Annotated in this window: 13 protein-coding genes; 11 read left to right on the top strand and 2 right to left on the bottom strand. The window is 42.9% G+C overall.

The genetic code is table 11. The annotated features are described in order from the left end of the window. The first annotated feature begins 254 nt into the window (after window positions 1–254). The 7 genes from Q4561_RS02755 (at window position 255) to Q4561_RS02725 (ending at window position 8,848) form a co-directional block, all read left to right on the top strand. Window positions 255–1,112: a patatin family protein gene (locus tag Q4561_RS02755; protein WP_303457438.1), complete on the top strand. Its 858-nt coding sequence runs from the start codon at window positions 255–257 to the stop codon at window positions 1,110–1,112. A gap of 141 nt (window positions 1,113–1,253) precedes the next feature. After that, window positions 1,254–1,760 (top strand): RNA methyltransferase, encoded by a 507-nt coding sequence (locus tag Q4561_RS02750; protein ID WP_303457659.1) that lies wholly within the window; start codon window positions 1,254–1,256, stop codon window positions 1,758–1,760. A gap of 107 nt (window positions 1,761–1,867) precedes the next feature. Beyond that, entirely contained in the window at window positions 1,868–2,758 is an 891-nt protein-coding gene (locus Q4561_RS02745; RefSeq protein ID WP_303457437.1) for a PEP-CTERM/exosortase system-associated acyltransferase, read from the top strand. A gap of 283 nt (window positions 2,759–3,041) precedes the next feature. Then, a complete protein-coding gene (locus tag Q4561_RS02740) occupies window positions 3,042–5,078 on the top strand; it encodes an alpha-amylase family protein (protein ID WP_303457435.1) in 2,037 nt (678 codons plus the stop codon). Between the two features lie 320 nt (window positions 5,079–5,398). Further along, window positions 5,399–5,569 (top strand): cyclomaltodextrinase C-terminal domain-containing protein, encoded by a 171-nt coding sequence (locus Q4561_RS02735; protein ID WP_368411514.1) that lies wholly within the window; start codon window positions 5,399–5,401, stop codon window positions 5,567–5,569. A gap of 28 nt (window positions 5,570–5,597) precedes the next feature. After that, complete coding sequence (locus Q4561_RS02730; RefSeq protein WP_303457432.1) at window positions 5,598–7,088, top strand: MFS transporter; 1,491 nt, start codon at window positions 5,598–5,600, stop codon at window positions 7,086–7,088. Next, on the top strand, window positions 7,088–8,848 hold the full coding sequence (locus Q4561_RS02725; RefSeq protein ID WP_303457431.1) for an alpha-amylase family glycosyl hydrolase: 1,761 nt from the start codon (window positions 7,088–7,090) through the stop codon (window positions 8,846–8,848). Before Q4561_RS02730 ends, Q4561_RS02725 begins: the two co-directional genes overlap by 1 nt. Before the next feature lie 163 nt (window positions 8,849–9,011). Here the strand turns inward: Q4561_RS02725 and Q4561_RS02720 are convergent, their stop codons facing one another. Next, window positions 9,012–10,052, bottom strand: coding sequence for a LacI family DNA-binding transcriptional regulator (locus Q4561_RS02720; protein WP_303457430.1), 1,041 nt, complete (start codon window positions 10,050–10,052; stop codon window positions 9,012–9,014). Between the two features lie 279 nt (window positions 10,053–10,331). On the opposite strand from Q4561_RS02720, the gene glnS reads away from it, so the two are divergent. Next, entirely contained in the window at window positions 10,332–11,999 is a 1,668-nt protein-coding gene (gene glnS, locus Q4561_RS02715) for a glutamine--tRNA ligase (RefSeq protein WP_303457429.1), read from the top strand. 158 nt (window positions 12,000–12,157) lie between these two features. On the opposite strand, the gene Q4561_RS02710 is transcribed toward glnS, so the two are convergent. Next, complete coding sequence (locus tag Q4561_RS02710) at window positions 12,158–12,934, bottom strand: YciK family oxidoreductase (RefSeq protein ID WP_303457428.1); 777 nt, start codon at window positions 12,932–12,934, stop codon at window positions 12,158–12,160. Window positions 12,935–13,262: 328 nt separating this feature from the next. On the opposite strand from Q4561_RS02710, the gene Q4561_RS02705 reads away from it, so the two are divergent. The 3 genes from Q4561_RS02705 to sohB all read left to right on the top strand — a co-directional run bounded on the left by Q4561_RS02705 (window position 13,263) and on the right by sohB (window position 19,785). Continuing rightward, window positions 13,263–15,860: a VolA/Pla-1 family phospholipase gene (locus tag Q4561_RS02705; protein ID WP_303457427.1), complete on the top strand. Its 2,598-nt coding sequence runs from the start codon at window positions 13,263–13,265 to the stop codon at window positions 15,858–15,860. 265 nt (window positions 15,861–16,125) lie between these two features. Beyond that, window positions 16,126–18,642 (top strand): acylase, encoded by a 2,517-nt coding sequence (locus Q4561_RS02700; protein WP_303457658.1) that lies wholly within the window; start codon window positions 16,126–16,128, stop codon window positions 18,640–18,642. Window positions 18,643–18,756: 114 nt separating this feature from the next. Further along, a complete protein-coding gene (sohB, locus tag Q4561_RS02695; protein ID WP_303457426.1) occupies window positions 18,757–19,785 on the top strand; it encodes a protease SohB in 1,029 nt (342 codons plus the stop codon). Window positions 19,786–19,822: the final 37 nt, after the last annotated feature.

Genomic DNA, 19,822 nt, shown 5'->3' with positions numbered 1-19,822 from the left:
CAGAATAAAAAACTCGAACTATTGGAACGCACCTTGCTATATTCAACATAAGTAGTAACGAATAGCGGGGCTCAACGTAGCTCTGCTTATATGGTCTCGTTTATATAGAGCCTTCGTTAGTTAAAGTCATGGTTAGTGATGGTTATGATTGACTGACATTGTTTTCTTTATGCTTTCAGTCTAGAGACACTCCAGTAGAAGGAATTGTTAAGATAGCGATATATAAATTAGCTATTTATACGGAGACTTTAACAATGAAATCAGCGTTAGTAGTAGAAGGTGGCGCAATGCGCGGGGTATTTGCAGCTGGCGTATTGGATAAGTTCATGGAACAGAATCACTATCCGTTCGATTTCGCGATAGGGGTATCGGCTGGTGCAACCAACCTTTCAACCTATGTAGCTAGAATGCCAGGGCTTAGTAAAACCATCATTATGCAATATGCGACAAAACGGGAGTTTTTTAGCCCGATGCGTTTTATTAAAGGTGGGCACATGACCGATGTACATTGGTTATGGCATCACTCTAAAAAGTCATTAGGCATACCAGCTCCCGGAGAAAAAGCAGCAATGCCTTTGTATGTCGGCATTACTAATGTTGAATCGGGCGACTGTGAGTATATAAAAGCAACAGCAGAAAATGTTGATGCATTAATGGTGGCATCCTGCGCTATACCCACTGCGTTCCGAGAACAACCAGTTATTGAACAAAAACAGTATGTTGATGGTGGAGTGGCAGACGCTATTCCAGTTATAAAAGCCTATGAAATGGGCGCACGGGATATAACCGTAGTGCTTTCTCAACCAAAAGGTTTTTCTAAACCCGCGGTTAAAACAGCATGGTTACTCGAAAAGATGTATGGTGGACAACCAGCACTACTTGAAAAAATATTAAAAAGATCAGAAATTTATAACGAAACATTGAATTTTCTTGCAAAATCGCCGTCTGACTGCAAGATTACGGTCATCGCACCCGATGAAGCGTTTTGTGTAAAGCGTTTAACAATGGATAAAAAGAAGTTGTTGCGTGGTTATGGGCAAGGACGACGAATGGCGAGACGTACAATGTCTGCGTCGCTAGTACAATTTAACAATAATAAAAGTGTTGCGTAAAAAAATTAAACGAAAGTATAACGATTTAGTGCAAGACAAAGCGTAATAATAAATTAGAATGGCATGACATCGCAGTAGCCAAAGTGGTGATATTTAAAGAATATTACCTATAAAAAAAATAAAAGAGGTTGTGTGGATCCCATCTCGCTTTCAAAGCAAACAGTAAGTATCGGGTTAGTAAACCCGAAAAACCCCGTGAACGTTGCGTCTATATTACGTGCAGCAGGTTGTTATGGGGTGTCTAGTGTTTTTTACACGGGCTACCGATACAGAATCGCAAAGAATTTTAATGCTGATACGAAGGCTTTCCATAAAAAGATCCCTACTATTGGTGTTGATGACTTAAAAGAAGTTGTGCCTGAAAATGCAAGTGTAGTAGCCATAGAGCTAGTAGAAGGCGCATTACCTTTACCCGAATTCAAACATCCCGAAAATGCAATGTACATTTTTGGACCAGAAGATGGCAGCTTAGATAAGAACGTTCTTGAGTGGTGTGACCATGTTGTTTACATACCCACTTACTCATGCATGAATCTGGCCGCCACCGCTAACGTTGTACTTTACGATCGTTTAGCAAAATCAGAGTATATCTCAGGTAATAGCCTCATACGTGAGAGCCGGGATAATAATAATCAATCAAAACTATAAATCGGTTTGAATTGTTGTATTCAAAAGTGAAATTGTGTGTGTTCATAATGTAAGCTTTTGTCATTCTTTTCAAACTGGGCCTGCTAAATCTATAGAGGACCATAAAATTGAAAAAACGTGTCGCTACTTCGCTAAATAAATTAAAAATAATGCATAGCCATATTTCTTCTAATTTGAAGAAATTGAGAAACAAAAGAAAGAAAAAACAGATAGATGAATTGTCGAGTTTTTTCTTTAGTCGTTACTCACTCGTGGTGGCACAAAATACCGAAGACAGAGAGACGTGTTTCAGCACAAGGCATAATGTCTATTGTGAAGAAATGAATTTTGAAAAAGAGCGGTCTACGGGGTTAGAAATAGATCGTTACGATGATTACTCGGTAAATTGCTACATCAAACATTTACCTACAGGTGATTGTGCAGGGACTATTCGCATTATTATGCCAGCGATTAGAAACCAAGCATTACCGCTAGAAGAAAAGTGTATTCACGCTATTGAAGACAAAGCGTTAGTGCCTGCGCAACTTGGTCGAACTTCCATTTGTGAAATCTCTCGTTTGGCTATTCCTAAGTCTTTTAGAGTTAGACAACTAAAATCGAAAGCCCCATTCAAGCCATCCGGTAACCAGAAAGTGAGTAAGGCAGAAAGTGTCTTACTTGAACACATCCCATACCTATCTTTGGCGCTTTATTTTATTGCTCTGAGTATTTGCGTTGAGCAAGAAATGGAATATGCCTATGTGCTGATGGAGCCCAAATTAGCTCGTCGATTGAAAATGTTTGGTTTTAACTTTGAGCGTTTAGGTGATCCAATTGATTACAACGGTCTTCGAGCTGTCTATCGGATTAAGCCAAAGTCTATTGAAAGTGAATTAACGCCAGCTTTACGTAGTTTCTTACTGCGTATTAAAGATGATATCTCAGGTAGTTTGACGGAAGATATGTTCGGTGCTGCCGCGAAATCAGCTGATGAATTTACCACGAGTAAAGCTGCTTAGTTAATTTACCATCTCCGATTTTATGGCCGCTAAAATCTACTTAGCACAGTCATATAATCTAGAACATCAAGCGTTAAATGTTCGAGGGAAAAGGAATTTGACAGTCTATACGTATTAAAATGGTATTGAATACGTATGGAATTGTTTTAACATTCCCTTAACGCGTATGCTATTGGCATTCCAATATTAAGGTTTGCTCGTAGTGTTAGATATGAAAAGAATACATCGCCAAAATTTTTTGAAAGTCACGTTTTCATGTAAGGCGAAAAACACAGCAAAAAAAATGACGGTAACGGCATTATCACTAGGCCTCTTATCCTGTATCGCTTACCCAAAGACAGAAACCGAACTCATGAAAAGTGAGCGTATCAAAAATGAAAGGCTAACCACCGTTCATTCCCCTATTTCAAACCAATCCCCTTACACTGGCAAACCTGTGGTTTACCAAGTGTTTACTCGATTGTTCGGTAATACTAATACAACTAATAAACCTTGGGGCACACTTGCAGAAAATGGAGTGGGGAAGTTCAATGATTTCACACCACAGGCACTTGAAAGTATAAAAGCCTTAGGTACCACTCATATTTGGTACACCGGTGTACCGCACCATGCTCTTGCTACCAGTTACCTTAATTTTGGAATTAGTGACGATGATCCTGATGTAATTAAGGGACGTGCTGGTTCACCTTATGCAGTTAAAGATTATTACAACGTTAACCCTGATTTAGCAGTCAATCCTGCGAATCGATTACATGAATTTGAAGCGCTTATTCAGCGCACTCATCAGCACGGTATGAAAGTGGTTATCGATATAGTGCCTAATCATGTTGCACGCCGTTATCAATCTTTGTCGCCACGCCATGATAACTTCGGTGCTAACGACGATACATCGCAAGCGTATTCTCGAGAAAATAATTTCTATTACATACCCAATACCCCGTTTGAATTACCAGAAGGCGTTGCAGATACCGTTTTAGGCGGCAAAGCTACTGAAAAAAATCAGCATCCTTTGGCTGACAGGAGGTTTGATGAATTTCCAGCTAAATGGACGGGCAATGGCAGTCGAGCACCACAGCCTGATATTAATGATTGGTACGAAACGGTTAAAATAAATTACGGTGTCAGGCCTGACGGAACCTATGACTTTCCTGTGTTACCAGAAGCGTATCGTGATAAGTCAGCGGCAGTGCATGCCGCTTTTTGGGCTGACAAATCATTGCCAGATTCTTGGTACAAATTTAGAGACATTGCCATTTACTGGCTAGATAAAGGCGTTGATGGTTTTCGGTTCGACATGGCTGAAATGGTGCCCGTAGAATTCTGGTCATTTTTAAACAGTGCCATTAAGCAACAAAACGCGGATGCGTTTTTACTAGCGGAAGTTTACCAACCCGATAAATACAGAGACTACATTCAGCTAGGTAAGATGGATTACCTTTACGATAAAGTGGGCTTTTACGACACCTTAAAGTCGATTATTCGAGGTGAGGGAAAGGTCAGTGCATTAGTCAGCGCTAATAAAGAGGTTGCAGACATATCATCGCACATGCTTAATTTTTTAGAAAATCATGATGAGCAACGAATTCCAAGTGCTGATTTTGCGGGAAGTGCTGAACAAGGCAAACCAGCGCTAACGGTAAGTGCACTTATTAACAAAGCTCCATTCTTACTTTATTTCGGGCAAGATGTAGGGGAGGATGGCAGTGAAGATACGGGGTTTGGCGACCCTACTCGAACTACTATATTTGATTATGCTGGCGTACCGGCCCATCAACGCTGGATGAATCAGGGGCAATTTGATGGTGGTCAGTCAACGGCTGAAGAAAAATCTTTACGCCGGTTTTATGAACAAGTGATGAAAATCGCTTCTAGCAATGCTGCCATCCTAGGTGACTTTATTAGTTTGCACGCTGCGAATTTAGCGCAAACTGCGCTTAAAAGTATCACTCATAATAAAATTCAGAGTTCGCGCCCACACGGTTATACCGAGCAACAGTTTGCCTTTATCCGACATGCTGAAAACGATGCAATTTTAGTTATCGCGAATTTTTCAGCTCATGCAACAGGGGAGTTTACCCTTACCGTTCCCACTGCGGATATGATGGAAATAAATGCGTTAGGCGGTAGTTTTAACAGCGCGGTACTTAATAGCCTTTCGATTAACAATGCTAATAACACCACTCTTAGTAATAACCCCATTGCTGTAAAGGCGCTGCTATCTCATGAAGATTCCACCATGACAGCTACTGAAAATGGGCTTGAAATTACTATCAGCCTAGAAGGTCTAGAAAGTAAGGTATTCGACTTGGTTCCTGACTAATTCTAATTTTGAATCCAATCCCGAATTCCGAATCCAATGCCCGATGCAATTGAAAGGGGCTTCGATTAGGCGCTTTTTTATTGCCGTTAGTGCAAAAAAATACACTGAGAATGCGCGTGAATCGCCATTCTCTAGCGCCTGCTAGCGTTTTAGTACCACTGCAAATGGTGAATACGTATGCATAAGATTGGCGTAATTAGCTTGTAAGGTTAGTATGCCATCGTGGTTTAACGTCTTATTAACATGGGAGGGTGTGTGCTGCACCTCCGATTTAACATTTGTCGTTTCTGGCCAACGGTTAAAGTAAGTCACCGGCTATAGTGGTGATTTTGAACAAAAATGATAAAGCATCAACGGTTAACATGAATAAATACAAAGTGGTCATTGATGGCAGAAAGAACATGACTCGTCTTAAGGACGATAAGATATTCGCCGCAAACGAAACAGTAACGTTAGCGCCAATGTCGGCCAGTGTTTTCATCGTAAATTAATAGAACAACAATAAAGTAGAGTGGTCTCATGCAAGTACAACAACCTCGTTTATCATTCTGGCAAATTTGGAATGTCAGCTTTGGGTTCTTAGGCGTTCAATTTGGCTTTGCACTGCAAAATGCCAATGTGAGCCGAATCCTTTCCGACCTAGGGGCAGACCTTCATTCATTATCACTTTTCTGGCTAGTAGCGCCTATTATGGGGTTGATTGTACAACCTATTGTTGGCTCAGCGTCTGACAGAACCTGGAACCGTTTAGGGCGAAGACGACCTTTCATTCTTGCCGGTGCTGTAGCTGCAGTACTAGGTATGATTTTATTACCTAATGCGCCTTTATTTGTGGCCTTTCTAGCGCCAATGCTAATGGGGGCGCTGATGGTCGCGCTAATGGATGCATCGTTTAATGTGTGCTTCCAGCCTTTCCGCTCTTTGGTGTCTGATATGGTGCCACCATCCCAGCGCAACATTGGCTATTCTATCCAGTCGCTACTCATAAATATTGGTGCCGTTATAGGGTCAATATTGCCATTCGTATTAACTAACGTGGTTGGTCTTGAAAATACTGCACAGATGGGCGAAGTCGCGCCTTCTGTTATTTGGGCTTTCTACATTGGTGCTACGGTATTGCTTGGTACGGTAATTTGGACTGTGTTTCGCACCAAAGAGTACTCACCAGAAGAGTACAATAGATACAAAGGCCTAAGCGTTGAAAATAACGTTGAGCCAGAAAATACGCCCAAAGCACCCTTTACCATGCGTATGAAAGCATTCTTTTCTTTGGTTGTTCACATGCCTAAAACCATGAAACAACTTGCCGTTGTACAATTCTTCTCATGGTTTGCCCTGTTTATTATGTGGGTATATACCACACCAGCAATTACCCAGCATATCTGGGGCGTTGATAAAATCTGGTGGGATCCTGCGCACATTGCCTCAGTTGCACAAGTACCAGACGCTATTGTAGCCGCTAAAGGCGCAGCTGGTGACTGGGTGGGGATATTGTTTGCTGCTTATTCAGTGTTCGCCGCCGTCTTCTCAGTTTTCCTTGCCCGACTTGCCGATAAGTTTGGTAGAAAAACCATTTATGCCGGGGCGTTAATTTTGGGCGGCGTAAGCTATGTTAGCTTCCTTTTCTTCCAAGACCTCACCATGGTGAATGTGAACTTACTCATTACTGAAGTTACTGTTCCCCTTGGGGCAGTGAAGCTGCTTATCCCAATGATTGGGGTAGGGATTGCATGGGCTGCTATTTTAGCCATGCCTTATGCCATGTTGGCAGGGGCGTTACCCGCCAACAAAACGGGCGTTTATATGGGCATATTTAACTTTACGGTAGCTGCACCACAAATAGTGTCTGGTTTAACTGCAGGTTGGATTTTAAGTAGTGTGTTCGACAACGAAGCTAAATACATTATCGTTGTCGCCGGAGCGTCCATGTTATTGGGCGCTATCGCTGTATTTTTTGTAAAAGAACATGACGTAGTAGAAGCTGAAGTCGCTGATAAGGAACTAGCATAATGATTCATAAAGTAAAAAACCTTACCGTTGCCATTACACTTGCATTGGGTGTAGGCACAATAACAGGTTGTGCTAATACGTCTACGGATTCGCCACAGCCCAAGGCAGAAGTTAATTCTGCTTTGTCAGCATCAGCAGCTTCTACTAATAAAGATAATACACAAGTGACTATTTTAGGTACCACCACACCGTTTGCAAGCGAAGCAATTTATTTTGTAATGACCGACCGGTTCGTTGATGGCGACCCAACTAATAATCATGAAGCACAAGGCGGGGAGTTTCCAACTTGGCAGCTACCGATGGAAGGTCCTGACGGTGAAAAAGCCTATGTCGGCTATATGGGCGGCGACCTCAAAGGGGTGCTAAACAATGGCGACTATATTCGTGATATGGGTTTTACGGCGGTGTGGATGACACCAGTCCTAGAAAACCCAAACCAATCATTTAGCGGAGATGAGCAAATCACCTATGGTGGCGCATTCAAAGACGGCGGAAAAACGGGCTACCACGGTTATTGGGCAACTAATTTTTATAAAGCTGATGAGCATTTGATAAGTCATGATTTAAGTGTGAAGCAATACACCACACAAATGCGTGAAAACTTTGGTTTGAAATCGGTATTTGATATTGTGGCAAACCACGGTACGCCAAGCTTTACTATGCCCTCTGACCAACCTGGATACGGTGAAATTTATAATGCAGAAGGCGAATTAGTTGCTGATCACCAGAATCTAGCTCCTGAAGACTTAGACCCAAAAAATAATCCACTGCATGAATTTTTTCATGATTACCCAGATTTGGTAAAACTATCTAACCTTGATGATCAAAACCCCAAGGTAAGAGATTATCTTATCAATAGTTACCTTTACTGGATTTCACAAGGCGCGGATGCATTTCGTATCGACACCATCAGGCATGTACCTCATGACTTTTGGCGAGAAATGTCAGACCGGGTTAGGGCAGAGCATCCCGACTTCTTTATGTTCGGTGAAAGCTTCCAATATGATGCGAACTTTATTGCGCAGCATACCCTTCCAAAGAATGGCGCGGTGAGTGTGCTTGACTTTCCGATGCAAGAAGCCATGGTAAAGGTGTTTGAAAAGCCACTTGAAAGTGACTTCGCTACCTTAGCCGACACCTTGTATTTAACTCATGGGCCTTACAATAACCCTTATGATTTAACTACTTTTTATGACAACCATGACATGGCGCGTATTAACGCTACCGACAATGGTTTTATTAATGCCCATAACTGGTTGTTTACGGTTCGTGGTATTCCTGTGGTGTATCAAGGGTCAGAAATTGGCTTTATGCGTGGTACGTCTGAACACCAAGGTAACCGCAATTACTTTGGCCAAGACAATATAGACAACGCCAAATCACATGCTATTGCACAAGCACTAACTAAAATAGCGCACGTGCGTAAAAACACACCAGCACTTCAGCGAGGTTTGCAGTTTAACCTTGAAATGGCAGGACATAGCGCCGCATTTTACCGAGTGTTGCAAAATGATAGTGCACAGCAAACGGCATTAGTATTGCTGAATAAGGACGAGAAGCCTGCTGATTTTAGTGTTGATGAATACATGCAAGCTGGCACATGGACTGAACAATTGTCTGGTGAAACACGTGAGTTGGTTGCCGGTGACGCGTTAACAACAACAGTGCCGGCAAATGGCGTTCAAGTATGGGTAAGGGAAGGGGCGCTAGATTCAGATGCTCTAGAAGCGGCACTTATCAAGCAGATGTCGGCGCAGTAATATTTATTCCACAATATAAAGGCCCTTATTATTCTTTTTAATAGTAATAATAAGGGCTTTTTTTTAATATTTACAAATTGTGTCTTAGCGGGGTATTCAAGTATTTTTAGATAGACTCGCTAGTGAGTCTGGTCTATTAGTCTTGCTGTTTAGCCTTAGAAAGCTAAGTTTTTGCCCCACACGAATGCCTAATAATAACTTCCGCTGGCATAAGAAAATCTTCTACCTTTTCATTGGAAATCGCTTTGATTAACGTACTGACCAATAACTCACCGGCTAGCTTTGTATTTTGCTGAACGGTAGTTAACGCAGGGGTGGTGAAGGCTGAAACGGCAATATTATCGTAACCTACCACTGCAATATCATCTGGCACTTTAAAGTCTGTTTGTCTAAGCGCACGTAACACGCCCATGGCAATGAGATCAGATGCACAAACAATAGCGTCTGGTAACTCAGTTCCGTTAGTGTTGGCATCGTTCAACATACCTTGAATGGCATCATAACCGGCTTCTTCAGTAGAAACAGCATCGCTTTGTAACGAGCTTTCATATAAATTATGACTTGTTAGCGCTTCTGTATAACCTTGAAAACGCGCCATAAACTCAGGGGCTTTGTTGCCGGAATCACCAATGAATGCAAAGCGAGTTCTGCCAAGGGCTATCAAGTGCTCGGTAATGCTGTAGCCGCCTTGAAAATTATCACAGCCAACACTAACACCAGGGTGAGCGGCATCTGGTGCGCCCCAGCGAACAAAGTGGGTGCCTTGTGACTCAAGTTGTGCCACTTTACTGCGGTAGTCGGTGTAATCACCGTAACCTAATAAAATAATGCCATCGGCTTTATTCGAGTCTTCATATTCTGCATGCCAATCATCTTCCAAGTTTTGGAATGACACCAGTAAGTCATAACCCGCAGCTGCACACGCGCGAGTAATGCTACCTAGCATGGCTAAAAAGAAAGGGTTAATCATTGAATCATCTGAGGTAGGATCTTCAAACAACAAAAGCGCTATGGTGCTGCTTTTTTGCTTGCGTAGATTGCTGGCATTCTTGTCAACTTTGTAGTTAAGTTCGCGAGCAATACGCTGAACCCGATCACGAGTTTCTTGATTTACCAAGGGGCTATTATTAAGTGCTCTTGATACTGTTGATTGAGAAACGCCTGCCAAATGTGCAATATCAAAAGAGGTTGCTTTTTCTTTCATGGGCACCATGTTTGTCTGCTACGACCGAGTTGTCGACAAGAAGAAAGATACCATACTTTTTTCTAACCACGCTTTTTTTACTAGTCACGCGCCGTTTTTTAATACAAGAATCAGTAAAAAACCGTTTCATCGGGTTAAAACTAATCACTTGTAAGGCTAGGTGTAATAAAACGTGGTTGTCGGTTTTAGGTCAGTGTTATACTAATTCATAATATTTATTAATCTTAAACGTTACGATTATTTTGGAACGTTAATTTAAACGCTAAGGGGAACACGCGAATGGCCGAGACTGAGCACCGTCCGACCAACTTTATCCGTCAGATCATCGACAAAGACCTTGCCAATGGTGTGCACGAGAGTATTAAAACTCGGTTCCCGCCGGAGCCAAATGGCTTTTTGCATATTGGTCATGCAAAGTCTATTTGCCTAAATTTTGGTGTTGCACAAGATTACGCAGGTTCGTGTAATCTGCGTTTTGACGACACAAACCCGGCAAAAGAAGACATTACTTTTGTTAACTCTATTAAAGAAGACGTTAAGTGGTTGGGTTTTAAGTGGGATGGCGAAGAGCGTTACTCTTCAAATTACTTCGATCAGCTTCATGGCTTCGCTAACGAATTAATCAGCAAAGGCTTAGCCTATGTTGATTTTTCTACTCAAGACGTGATGCGTGAACTTCGTGGCACATTAACTGCGCCTGGTAAGAACAGCCCATATCGCGATACCGACATTGAAACTAATCAGCGTGAATTCGCTAAAATGACGGCAGGCGAATATAAAGAAGGTGAGTGTAGCCTTCGCGCCAAAATTGATATGGCGTCACCGTTCATGTGTATGCGCGACCCGGTCATTTACCGTGTTAAACATGCTCATCACCATCAAACCGGTGATAAGTGGTGTGTATACCCTATGTATGACTTCACGCACTGTATTTCGGATGCAATTGAAGGTATTACGCACTCGTTATGTACCTTGGAGTTCCAAGACAATCGCCGTTTGTACGATTGGGTAATTGAAAATATTACGATTGAGAGCACGCCGCGTCAGTATGAATTTTCACGTCTTAACCTTGAATATACGGTATTGAGCAAACGCCGCTTGATTCAATTGGTTGAAGAAAGCCACGTTAGTGGGTGGGACGACCCGCGCATGCCTACTGTTGCTGGTTTACGTCGCCGTGGTTATACCGCAGGCTCTGTACGTGAATTTTGTAAACGTATTGGTGTGACCAAAATGGACAACATGGTTGAAATGTCCATGTTAGAAGCTTGTATTCGCGAAGATTTAAACGTGAACGCACCTCGTGCGATGGCGGTACTAGATCCGATTAAACTGGTTATTGAAAACTACCCAGAAAACGACAGCGAAACCTTAGTGGCACCGAATCATCCAAGTGATGAGTCTATGGGGACTCGCGAAATTAATTTTGGTCGCGAAATTTGGATTGAAGCAGAAGATTTTCGCGAATCAGCAAACAAAAAGTTCAAGCGTTTAGTGTTAGATAAAGAAGTGCGACTTCGTAATGCCTATGTGGTGAAAGCGAATCGTGTAGAGAAAGACGCAGAAGGTAACGTAACCACCGTTTACTGTACTTATGATGCTGACACTTTAGGTAAAGATCCTGCCGATGGCCGCAAGGTTAAAGGTGTTATTCACTGGGTTGACGCTGGAACAGCGCAGCAAGCTGAATTCAGATTGTACGACCGTTTGTTTAACGTGCCGAACCCAGCCGCTGAAGAGAACTTTACTGATGTGATAAACCCTGACTCACTGACTACCTTAACAGGTTGGGCAGAAGCTGGTTTAGCACAACGAGCGCCAGAAGCTGGTGGATGGCAATTTGAGCGTACCGGCTATTTCTGCTTAGATGCAGATAGCACTGATGATAAGCCAGTGTTTAACCGCACGGTGGGTTTACGTGATACTTGGGCCAAAATAGGCGACTAAGCGATTTCAATCGCTGACTGGTTCTTTAAGCCAAATACGAAGTTTTATTATGATAAAAGCCGCGTTTAACGCGGCTTTTTCTTTGGTATACGACTAATGCCGATTTTTCAGGCTTATCGTTATAGCCGGTATTTAATTACTAGTATGTAAAGCCTAGGCTAGCGCTTAGGTTGGCAATCAAGAGATTGACCATTCACATCAATACTGTCGTTACCCATTAGGTAAAGATACATAGGCATAATATCGGCAGGAGTTTTCAAGGTATCAGGGTTTTCAGCCGGAAAAGCCTGAGCCCGCATATTAGTGCGTGTACCGCCTGGGTTTATACAGTTGAAGCGTAGCGACTTATTTTGATACTCGTCAGCCAGCGTTTGCATAACGCCTTCTGTTGCAAATTTAGATACCGCGTAGGTGCCCCAAAAGGCACGCCCTTTACGGCCAACGCTAGAAGTTGTGAAAATAACCGATGCATTGTCTGCTTTTTCAAGGGCAGGTATTAATGCTTGAGTCAAAAACACCGTACCGTTTACGTTTGTCTGCATTACATCAAGCCATTCTTGCTGCTCAATATCTTTAAAAGAACTCAAATGTCCAAGCACAGAAGCATTGTGCAATACGCCATCTAATTTACCGAACTGGTCTATAATGGTTTGTGTCATTTGCTGGTAGTGTGACGGCGTTGCACCTTTTATATCTAGCGGTACTATCGCCGGTTCTGGTGCAGGTTCAGCATTCCCAGCACTCCCAACATTTTCAGCATTTACGATGTCGTCATAAACGGCTTCTAACTTAGATACGGTTCTGCCTAACAAAATACAGGTTGCGCCGTGTTTTGCATATGTTCGAGCAGCTTGCGCTCCAATGCCGTCGCCAGCACCTGTGATAAGAATGACTTTACCCTTTAATAAATCGGCAGGGGCTTGATAATCGTTCATCGGTATCCTTAGTTAATTTGCATGTATCTGTATATGTAGTGGTATACATTGTAAGTTCGTATTGTATAGGTGCAGATGATACTCAGACTAGGCAATAATTAAAACTTTAGATGTATAAAAACCACAAAAGTAAAAAAAAATAACATTTAGCGTTAACAAAACTTTGCAAAGTTGCAACAAAGTTAATAAGATTGAGGGAGATACAACTGGTCTAACATGTTTAAAACTCGGTGAGTTTGCAGTAAGAACAAGGCTTTAAAGGTGCCATCTTACAAGCAAGGCGGGTTTTATAATCACAGAATAACAACAATGCTTGTAGGGAGTACGAATGAGAAAACTCATATTAAGTTCCAGTGTGGCCCTTGCGCTGGGTCTAACAGGCTGTGGCGGCTCCGATACCCTGTCCGATATTCAGGCCGAGACAGAAGTCCAAACACCATTTTCACGTATCGTTTTCGATCCATCTAATGGCGATTTAAACATACCAAACGATCTTCTAATGCTACCAGGGGATGATGGCTTCTTCGATTATACCCTTAATATTCCGGTAGATGATCCTACTAACTTTGCCGACCCGCAAAACGCGTTAAACGTGTTAGATGGTTGGTCTACGCAGCACCCATTCGCTATTTCAGTAGAAACACCTGCAGGTGTATCGCTAGATGCATCAACATTGGCAGCGGGCGTGTTAATGTTTGAAGCGACCTTAGGGTTGGATTTGAACGACCCAGACTGCGCGCAAATCACTACACCTTCAGCAGGATGTAAACTAGGTGACCAATTGGTTTACGGCGAAGACTATGTGCTTTCTCTTGCTGATGAATCAACTATTACATTTGTGCCTTTAAAGCCGCTTGCGCCTTCTCAGGGTTATATGCTGGTGATGACTACCGAACTTAAAGATTCGTCTGGTAAGTCTGTGCAGGGTTCAACATCGTGGGATTCAACACGACAAGATATCAATACATTACCTTTATCAACTGATGATCAGTTAGCGCTTCAAGGTATTGTGAATTCACTAGTGAACCCAGTGATTGGTGCAGGATATGAGCGTGAAGATATTACTTATGTATCTGCTTTTACCACTCAATCAATAGAAAACTCACTCGATACCATCAAAAAAGTAATGGTAGGTGAATTTGCTGCTCGCGCCGCTGCGGGCGACGAAACGGCTGGAGAAGCGCTACCAGTGATTGTAGTAGGGGACGTTGATACAGCACCTACGGCGATGGAAGCACTTAACTTGGTGACAGAAGACGTAGTAGCTGGTGCGGTGTCCGTGGGCGTTGAAAGCTTACCCGCTGAGGCAGCTGCGTTAATTCCAGTTATTGAAGCCACAGACTTTAGCGCATTAGAAACGTGTGCTGGACTAGCCGGTACTGTATCAGGTCAGTTATCTACCCAATGGGGAGCGGTCAATGACTTCGCCGTGGCTGTATCTACTGGCATTCTTGCTGAAGCTGGGCCTTTCTGTGCAGCGCAACGCTATGAAGGTACTGTTTCACTGCCTTATTTCTTAGGCGTGCCAAGTGCTGAAAATCCAACTGCGCCAGTGACCGATTTTTGGCACGCGGCGTGTGACAGCGGTATCGTGCTTGCAACGACTTCCGATGAAGTGCTTGCTAGTGCAACCCCTGGTCCAAATTATGAAACCTGCTCAAGCTTAGGCTTATCAGACTTACGTGTTGACGGCGAAATGCTAGATACTGCACGTAATATCACCAAATTTAACCCGTATCCCCAAACAACTGGCGGTAACTCGGGCGAAGAAACATTAGATGTACAGGTGACTATTCCAGATCCAGCTATTGCTGCTGCGCTTGGTTTCTCTGTGAGTATGCCTGATGCGGGCTGGCCAGTGGTAATATTAGCCCACGGCATTACTAGTCAAAAAGAAGACATGTTAGCTATTACGGGTACGTTGTCATTGGCAGGTATTGCATCAGTGGCTATCGACCAACCTTTGCATGGTAGCCGTGGTTATGATTTAGATGGCGATGGTACCGACGATATTAATGCAACAACCGTAAGTGCAACGCACTACATGAACTTGGCAAGCTTACCTACAGCTCGTGATAACTTACGTCAAAGCGTGTCAGATTTATTGGGCTTACGTTTAGGTTTGAACGCAGTAGTTGATGCAACTGCTAGCCAAAACGTGTCTTTCGATATGTCTCGCGTATCTGTTATGGGCGTATCATTAGGTGCGATGACCGGCGGTAACTTTGCTGCACTCGCTAACACCAGCATGGGTGAAACCTTGGGTGCGTTAGACGGTATGTACGCCGTTCAGCAAGCGTCGTTAGAGTCTCCTGGAGGCGGTACGGCTCAGTTCTTACTTGAGTCACCTACCTTTGGTCCGATTATTAAAGGCTTGTTATTATCGGAGTCGTCTGATGACTTTGTAGCCTTGTTAACGCAGCTTTATGGTACGACCGATGTGACAGAGGCCCAATTAGCTTCTGCGGTAAGTACATTCACGGATGCATTAAGCGACGAACAAGCTGCGGAAGTTAACGCTGTATTTGCCGAGTTCGCATTTGCTGCACAAACCGTAATGGATGCGGGTGACCCAACTAACTACGCTACTACACTTGGTGAAACCACGCCGGTTCATATGATGACAGTGGTAGGTGATGGTGGTGAAGAAAATTTATCTGACCAAGTTATTCCAGTCAGTACTTCTCTACCATTATCTGGTCAGTTGGCGCTTGCGAGTACTATTGGTTTAGAACAGGTGACAACGACTCAGTCTGGAACTGACCTAAGTGGATTGGTACAGTTTAACAGTGGTGCCCATGCATCGAGCCTAAGCCCAACCGCTAGCGCGGCCGTAACTGCCGAAATGCAAAGAGAAGTCGCTGGATATATCTCTTCTGACGCGACAGTATTGCCGATTACAGATGAGACTGTTGTTTCAAATTAATAGTGTTTAACTAATTGATTTATAAAGGTGAAAAGGCCGACTTATGTCGGTCTTTTTTTATTTGTATTTGAGTAAAAATATTGAAATGTAGTTTGAATGTTTCTTATTGTTAATGTAATGTTAATTGGTCGGATCTGTTTAAGTTAGAAGGACACCGGATCTCGACTTTATGTATTACAACAATAGGGGACAATTTGTGAACATACCAAAAAACCGTATATTGCCTTACCGTACGTTCCTTGCAGCCTCTATAGCTGCCACGCTCATGGGTTGTGGAGGAAATCAAAATGACTTTGATGACGTCCAAACTTCTACCACTCCAAACCCAGCTCCCGTTGTACCAACGCCATCATCCGTACCCGCTTTTGATACCGATGGCGTATTAACCGCCGATATCACTTGGACTACCTATGGGGTTCCCCATGTAAAAGCCGATAATTTAGAAAGTATGGCTTATGGTGTTGGTTATGCGTTTGCGAAAGATAATTTATGCGTGTTGGCCGATCAAATTATTAAATATAACTCCGAGCGATCTAAATACTTTGGCCCAGATGAACAAGCGGGCAGTGGTGATTCTGAGCACCTTATTAATGATTTTGGCTTTCTAACATTAGGCATTCGCGAACTAGCTGAACAGAATCTTGCGGGATTGTCGGCAAACTCTAGAGCCATGTTTCAAGGTTACACTGCAGGTTACAACCGATACCTCGCAGACACGCCAGTTGCCGAACAAGATCAGTCTTGCGCGGGACAGCCGTGGGTTACGGATATCGACAGTACCGATTTATTAACCTATTCGTTGGGTGTTGCCTTGTTACCCGGGGCCGCTAACTTTTTAGGACCCATGTTTTTAGCGGCGCCTGAGGGTGAAAGCTATTTACCTACACCAGCCGCTAGTGCAAGTATCACTTCACATGTTGATACCAACTCTATACTAGCTAGCGGTACCCCTACTACAAACGCCGCTCCTTTTAAGATTAACCCCACTATCGAATTACCTGAAAAGAACCCACAAGATATGGGCTCGAATGGGTGGGGGCTTGGAAGTGATAAAACCACTAATGGAATGGGAATGGTGTTAGGCAATCCGCATTTTCCGCATACAGGCAATTTGCGTTTCTGGCAGTTTCATACCCAAATACCAGGCTATTTAAACGTGTTGGGTGGCTCACTAACGGGGTTACCTGGTGCAGTTAACATTGGTTTTAATGAAGATGTGGCTTGGACACACACTTTTTCAACTGCTGAGCACTTCGTGGTTTACCAGTTAACGTTGGATGAAGATGATAACACTGGGCTTACCCACAGGGTTGATGGCAGCAAACGTACCATCTATGAAAAGCCAATGCAGATTGAAGTGGCAGTAGCGCCAGGTCAAACGATCATGCTTGATAAAACCGCCTATTACACAAATTATGGGCCTATGATTGAAGTACCAGGTAGCTTTGATTGGACAGACACAAATGCGTACGCCATTAAAGATGCTAATTTGCCGAATTTCGATGTGGTTGATCACTGGCTAGCCATGAACATGGCAACGTCTATGGACGAATTTAAGCAAGCCTTCATGGATTACGATGGGGTGATTTTTAATAACACTATGGCGGCGTCGGCCGATGGCCAAGTGTTTTATATTGATGATTCTACGGTACCTAATTTAACTGAAACAGCGATATCAGAATTAACCTCTAATCCTGTATTGGTTCAAACTAAGCAAGCAGCAGGGTTCACCGTATTGCCAGGTTTTGTTTCAGCGTTTGATTTTGATGGACCTGTGCCTTATAACGAAGCACCGAAGTATGAGGGAACAGACTCAGTTCAAAACTCTAATGACAGCTTTTGGTTAACAAACTTAGCATCACCTATAACGGGAGTGTCACCTCTCTACGGTGACGTAGATTATCAACAAACGCTACGCTCTCGATTAGGCCAGCAGTTCATTGAGTCTGAAGCGGGGAGTGATAGTACGTTTACGCCTCAAGAAGTAGAATCACTGCTGCTAAACAATCGGAGTATGCTGGCTGACATGGTGTTGCCAAGCTTGCTACAGGCATGTACCGCACAAGGTAGCGACCCTATTACTGTCAATGGTGAAGATGTTGATATCACTGAAGGGTGTGCTGCGCTAGCGTCATGGGATGGCACCATGAACAAAGACAGTGTAGGGGCTCACGTGTTTAGGGAATTTGCCTTCCAGTTTAATTCCGATCCGCAATGGGAAACACCGTTCTCCCTTGATAACCCTGTTACTACCCCAAGCGGTTTACTACAAAATGATACTACGCTTGCTCAGTTTGCTGCGGCAGTGCAGGTTATTAATCAAGCCGGTGTCGACTTAGATGCCACCTTAGGGGAAGTACAATTTGTAGAGCGAAGCTTGCCAGATGGTACAGCGTCAGGTGAGAAACTACCTTGGGCTGGGGCGCATAATATAGAAGGTGGGTTTAACGTATTTAATATTGTGCCTGATAACAACGGTACTTTGCTACCAAGGCATACTTACGAACCACTAAATAGTAATACCATTATGAGTGCAGAGGCCGAGGGTTATCATATTAATTATGGTAGTAGTTGGATGATGGTTATAAACTTTACAGAGGAAGGGCCGAAGGGCAGAGGCTTGTTGTCGTACTCACAATCTCGGTCTTATGGCACTGATCATTTCCTCGATCAAACCGAACTTTACTCTACTCAGCCCACGTTACGTGAACTCTATTTCACCGACGAGGAAATATCTGCAAACACAATCAGTACATTAAGCCTATCGTCAGAGGAAAATTAGACTGCTATTATAGGCGGCAATATATAATGTCGCCTTAATGTAAGTGTTATTTAGACAATAAGGTCGTTTGAGAGGGTCATTTACGGCCCTTTTATTTTGTACTAGGAGATAGGTTTGGAGTTTTTGTACGAATACGGTTTATTTGTGGCTAAGGCCGTCACCTTGGTTATCGCGTTTATTATCGTGGTATCGACCATTGTTGGCGTTGCCAGTAAGCAAAAGCAGGGTAAGGGCCAGTTAGAAATAACGTCGCTTTCAGAACAACTAAAAGATATTACCCATTATGCTAAGCAAGTTTTACTTGATAAAACAGCATTAAAACAGCTAGCGAAAAAACAAAAGAAAGAAGATAAAGCAAAAAGCAAAGATAAAAAAACAAGCAGCGAAGAAGAAAAGTCACGTTTGTTTGTTATCGATTTCAAAGGCTCTATGGATGCCAATGAAGTTGAACATTTACGTGAAGAGATTACCGCTATTTTATGTGTAGCCTCTAAGCAAGATGAAGTGCTGGTTCGTTTAGAAAGTGGTGGTGGTGTAGTGCATGGTTACGGACTAGCAGCATCGCAATTACAGCGCATTAAAGAAAAAGGCCTAACGTTAACTATCGCGGTAGACAAAGTTGCGGCAAGTGGCGGTTACATGATGGCTTGTGTCGCAGATAAATTGTTAGCATCACAATTTGCTTATATCGGTTCTATTGGTGTGTTAGCGCAACTGCCTAACTTCAATAAATTATTGAAGAAGAATGATGTGGAATTTGAGCAACACACGGCGGGTGAATACAAACGTACGCTTACCGTGTTTGGTGAAAACAATGATGAAGGACGTGCAAAGTTTAAAGAAGAGATTGAAGAAATTCATACTCTATTTAAAGACTTCGTTCATAGCCAACGCCCAGAAATGAACATAGAGAAAGTTGCAACAGGTGAATATTGGCCTGGTGTTAAAGCGAAAGAGTTAGGCTTGGTGGATGAGCTTTCAACTTCTGATGATTACATTTTATCTCACTTTCCAGAGCGTGAAATATTTAAGGTGAAGTACTCGTTAAAGAAAAATGTAGCTGAAAAACTAGGGTTATCTGTCGCTTCTGTTGCTGAGCGCGTGCTTATGCAGTCATGGAATAAAGCAAGACACTGGTTTTAATTATAATTAATATAAATTAATAGGTTACGTGTTTTCT

The organism is Alteromonas sp. 1_MG-2023 (assembly GCF_030547075.1).
GTDB lineage: Bacteria > Pseudomonadota > Gammaproteobacteria > Enterobacterales > Alteromonadaceae > Alteromonas.
Note: the sequence above shows the minus strand (reverse complement) of the source record. Positions and strands in the feature narration are given on the sequence as shown.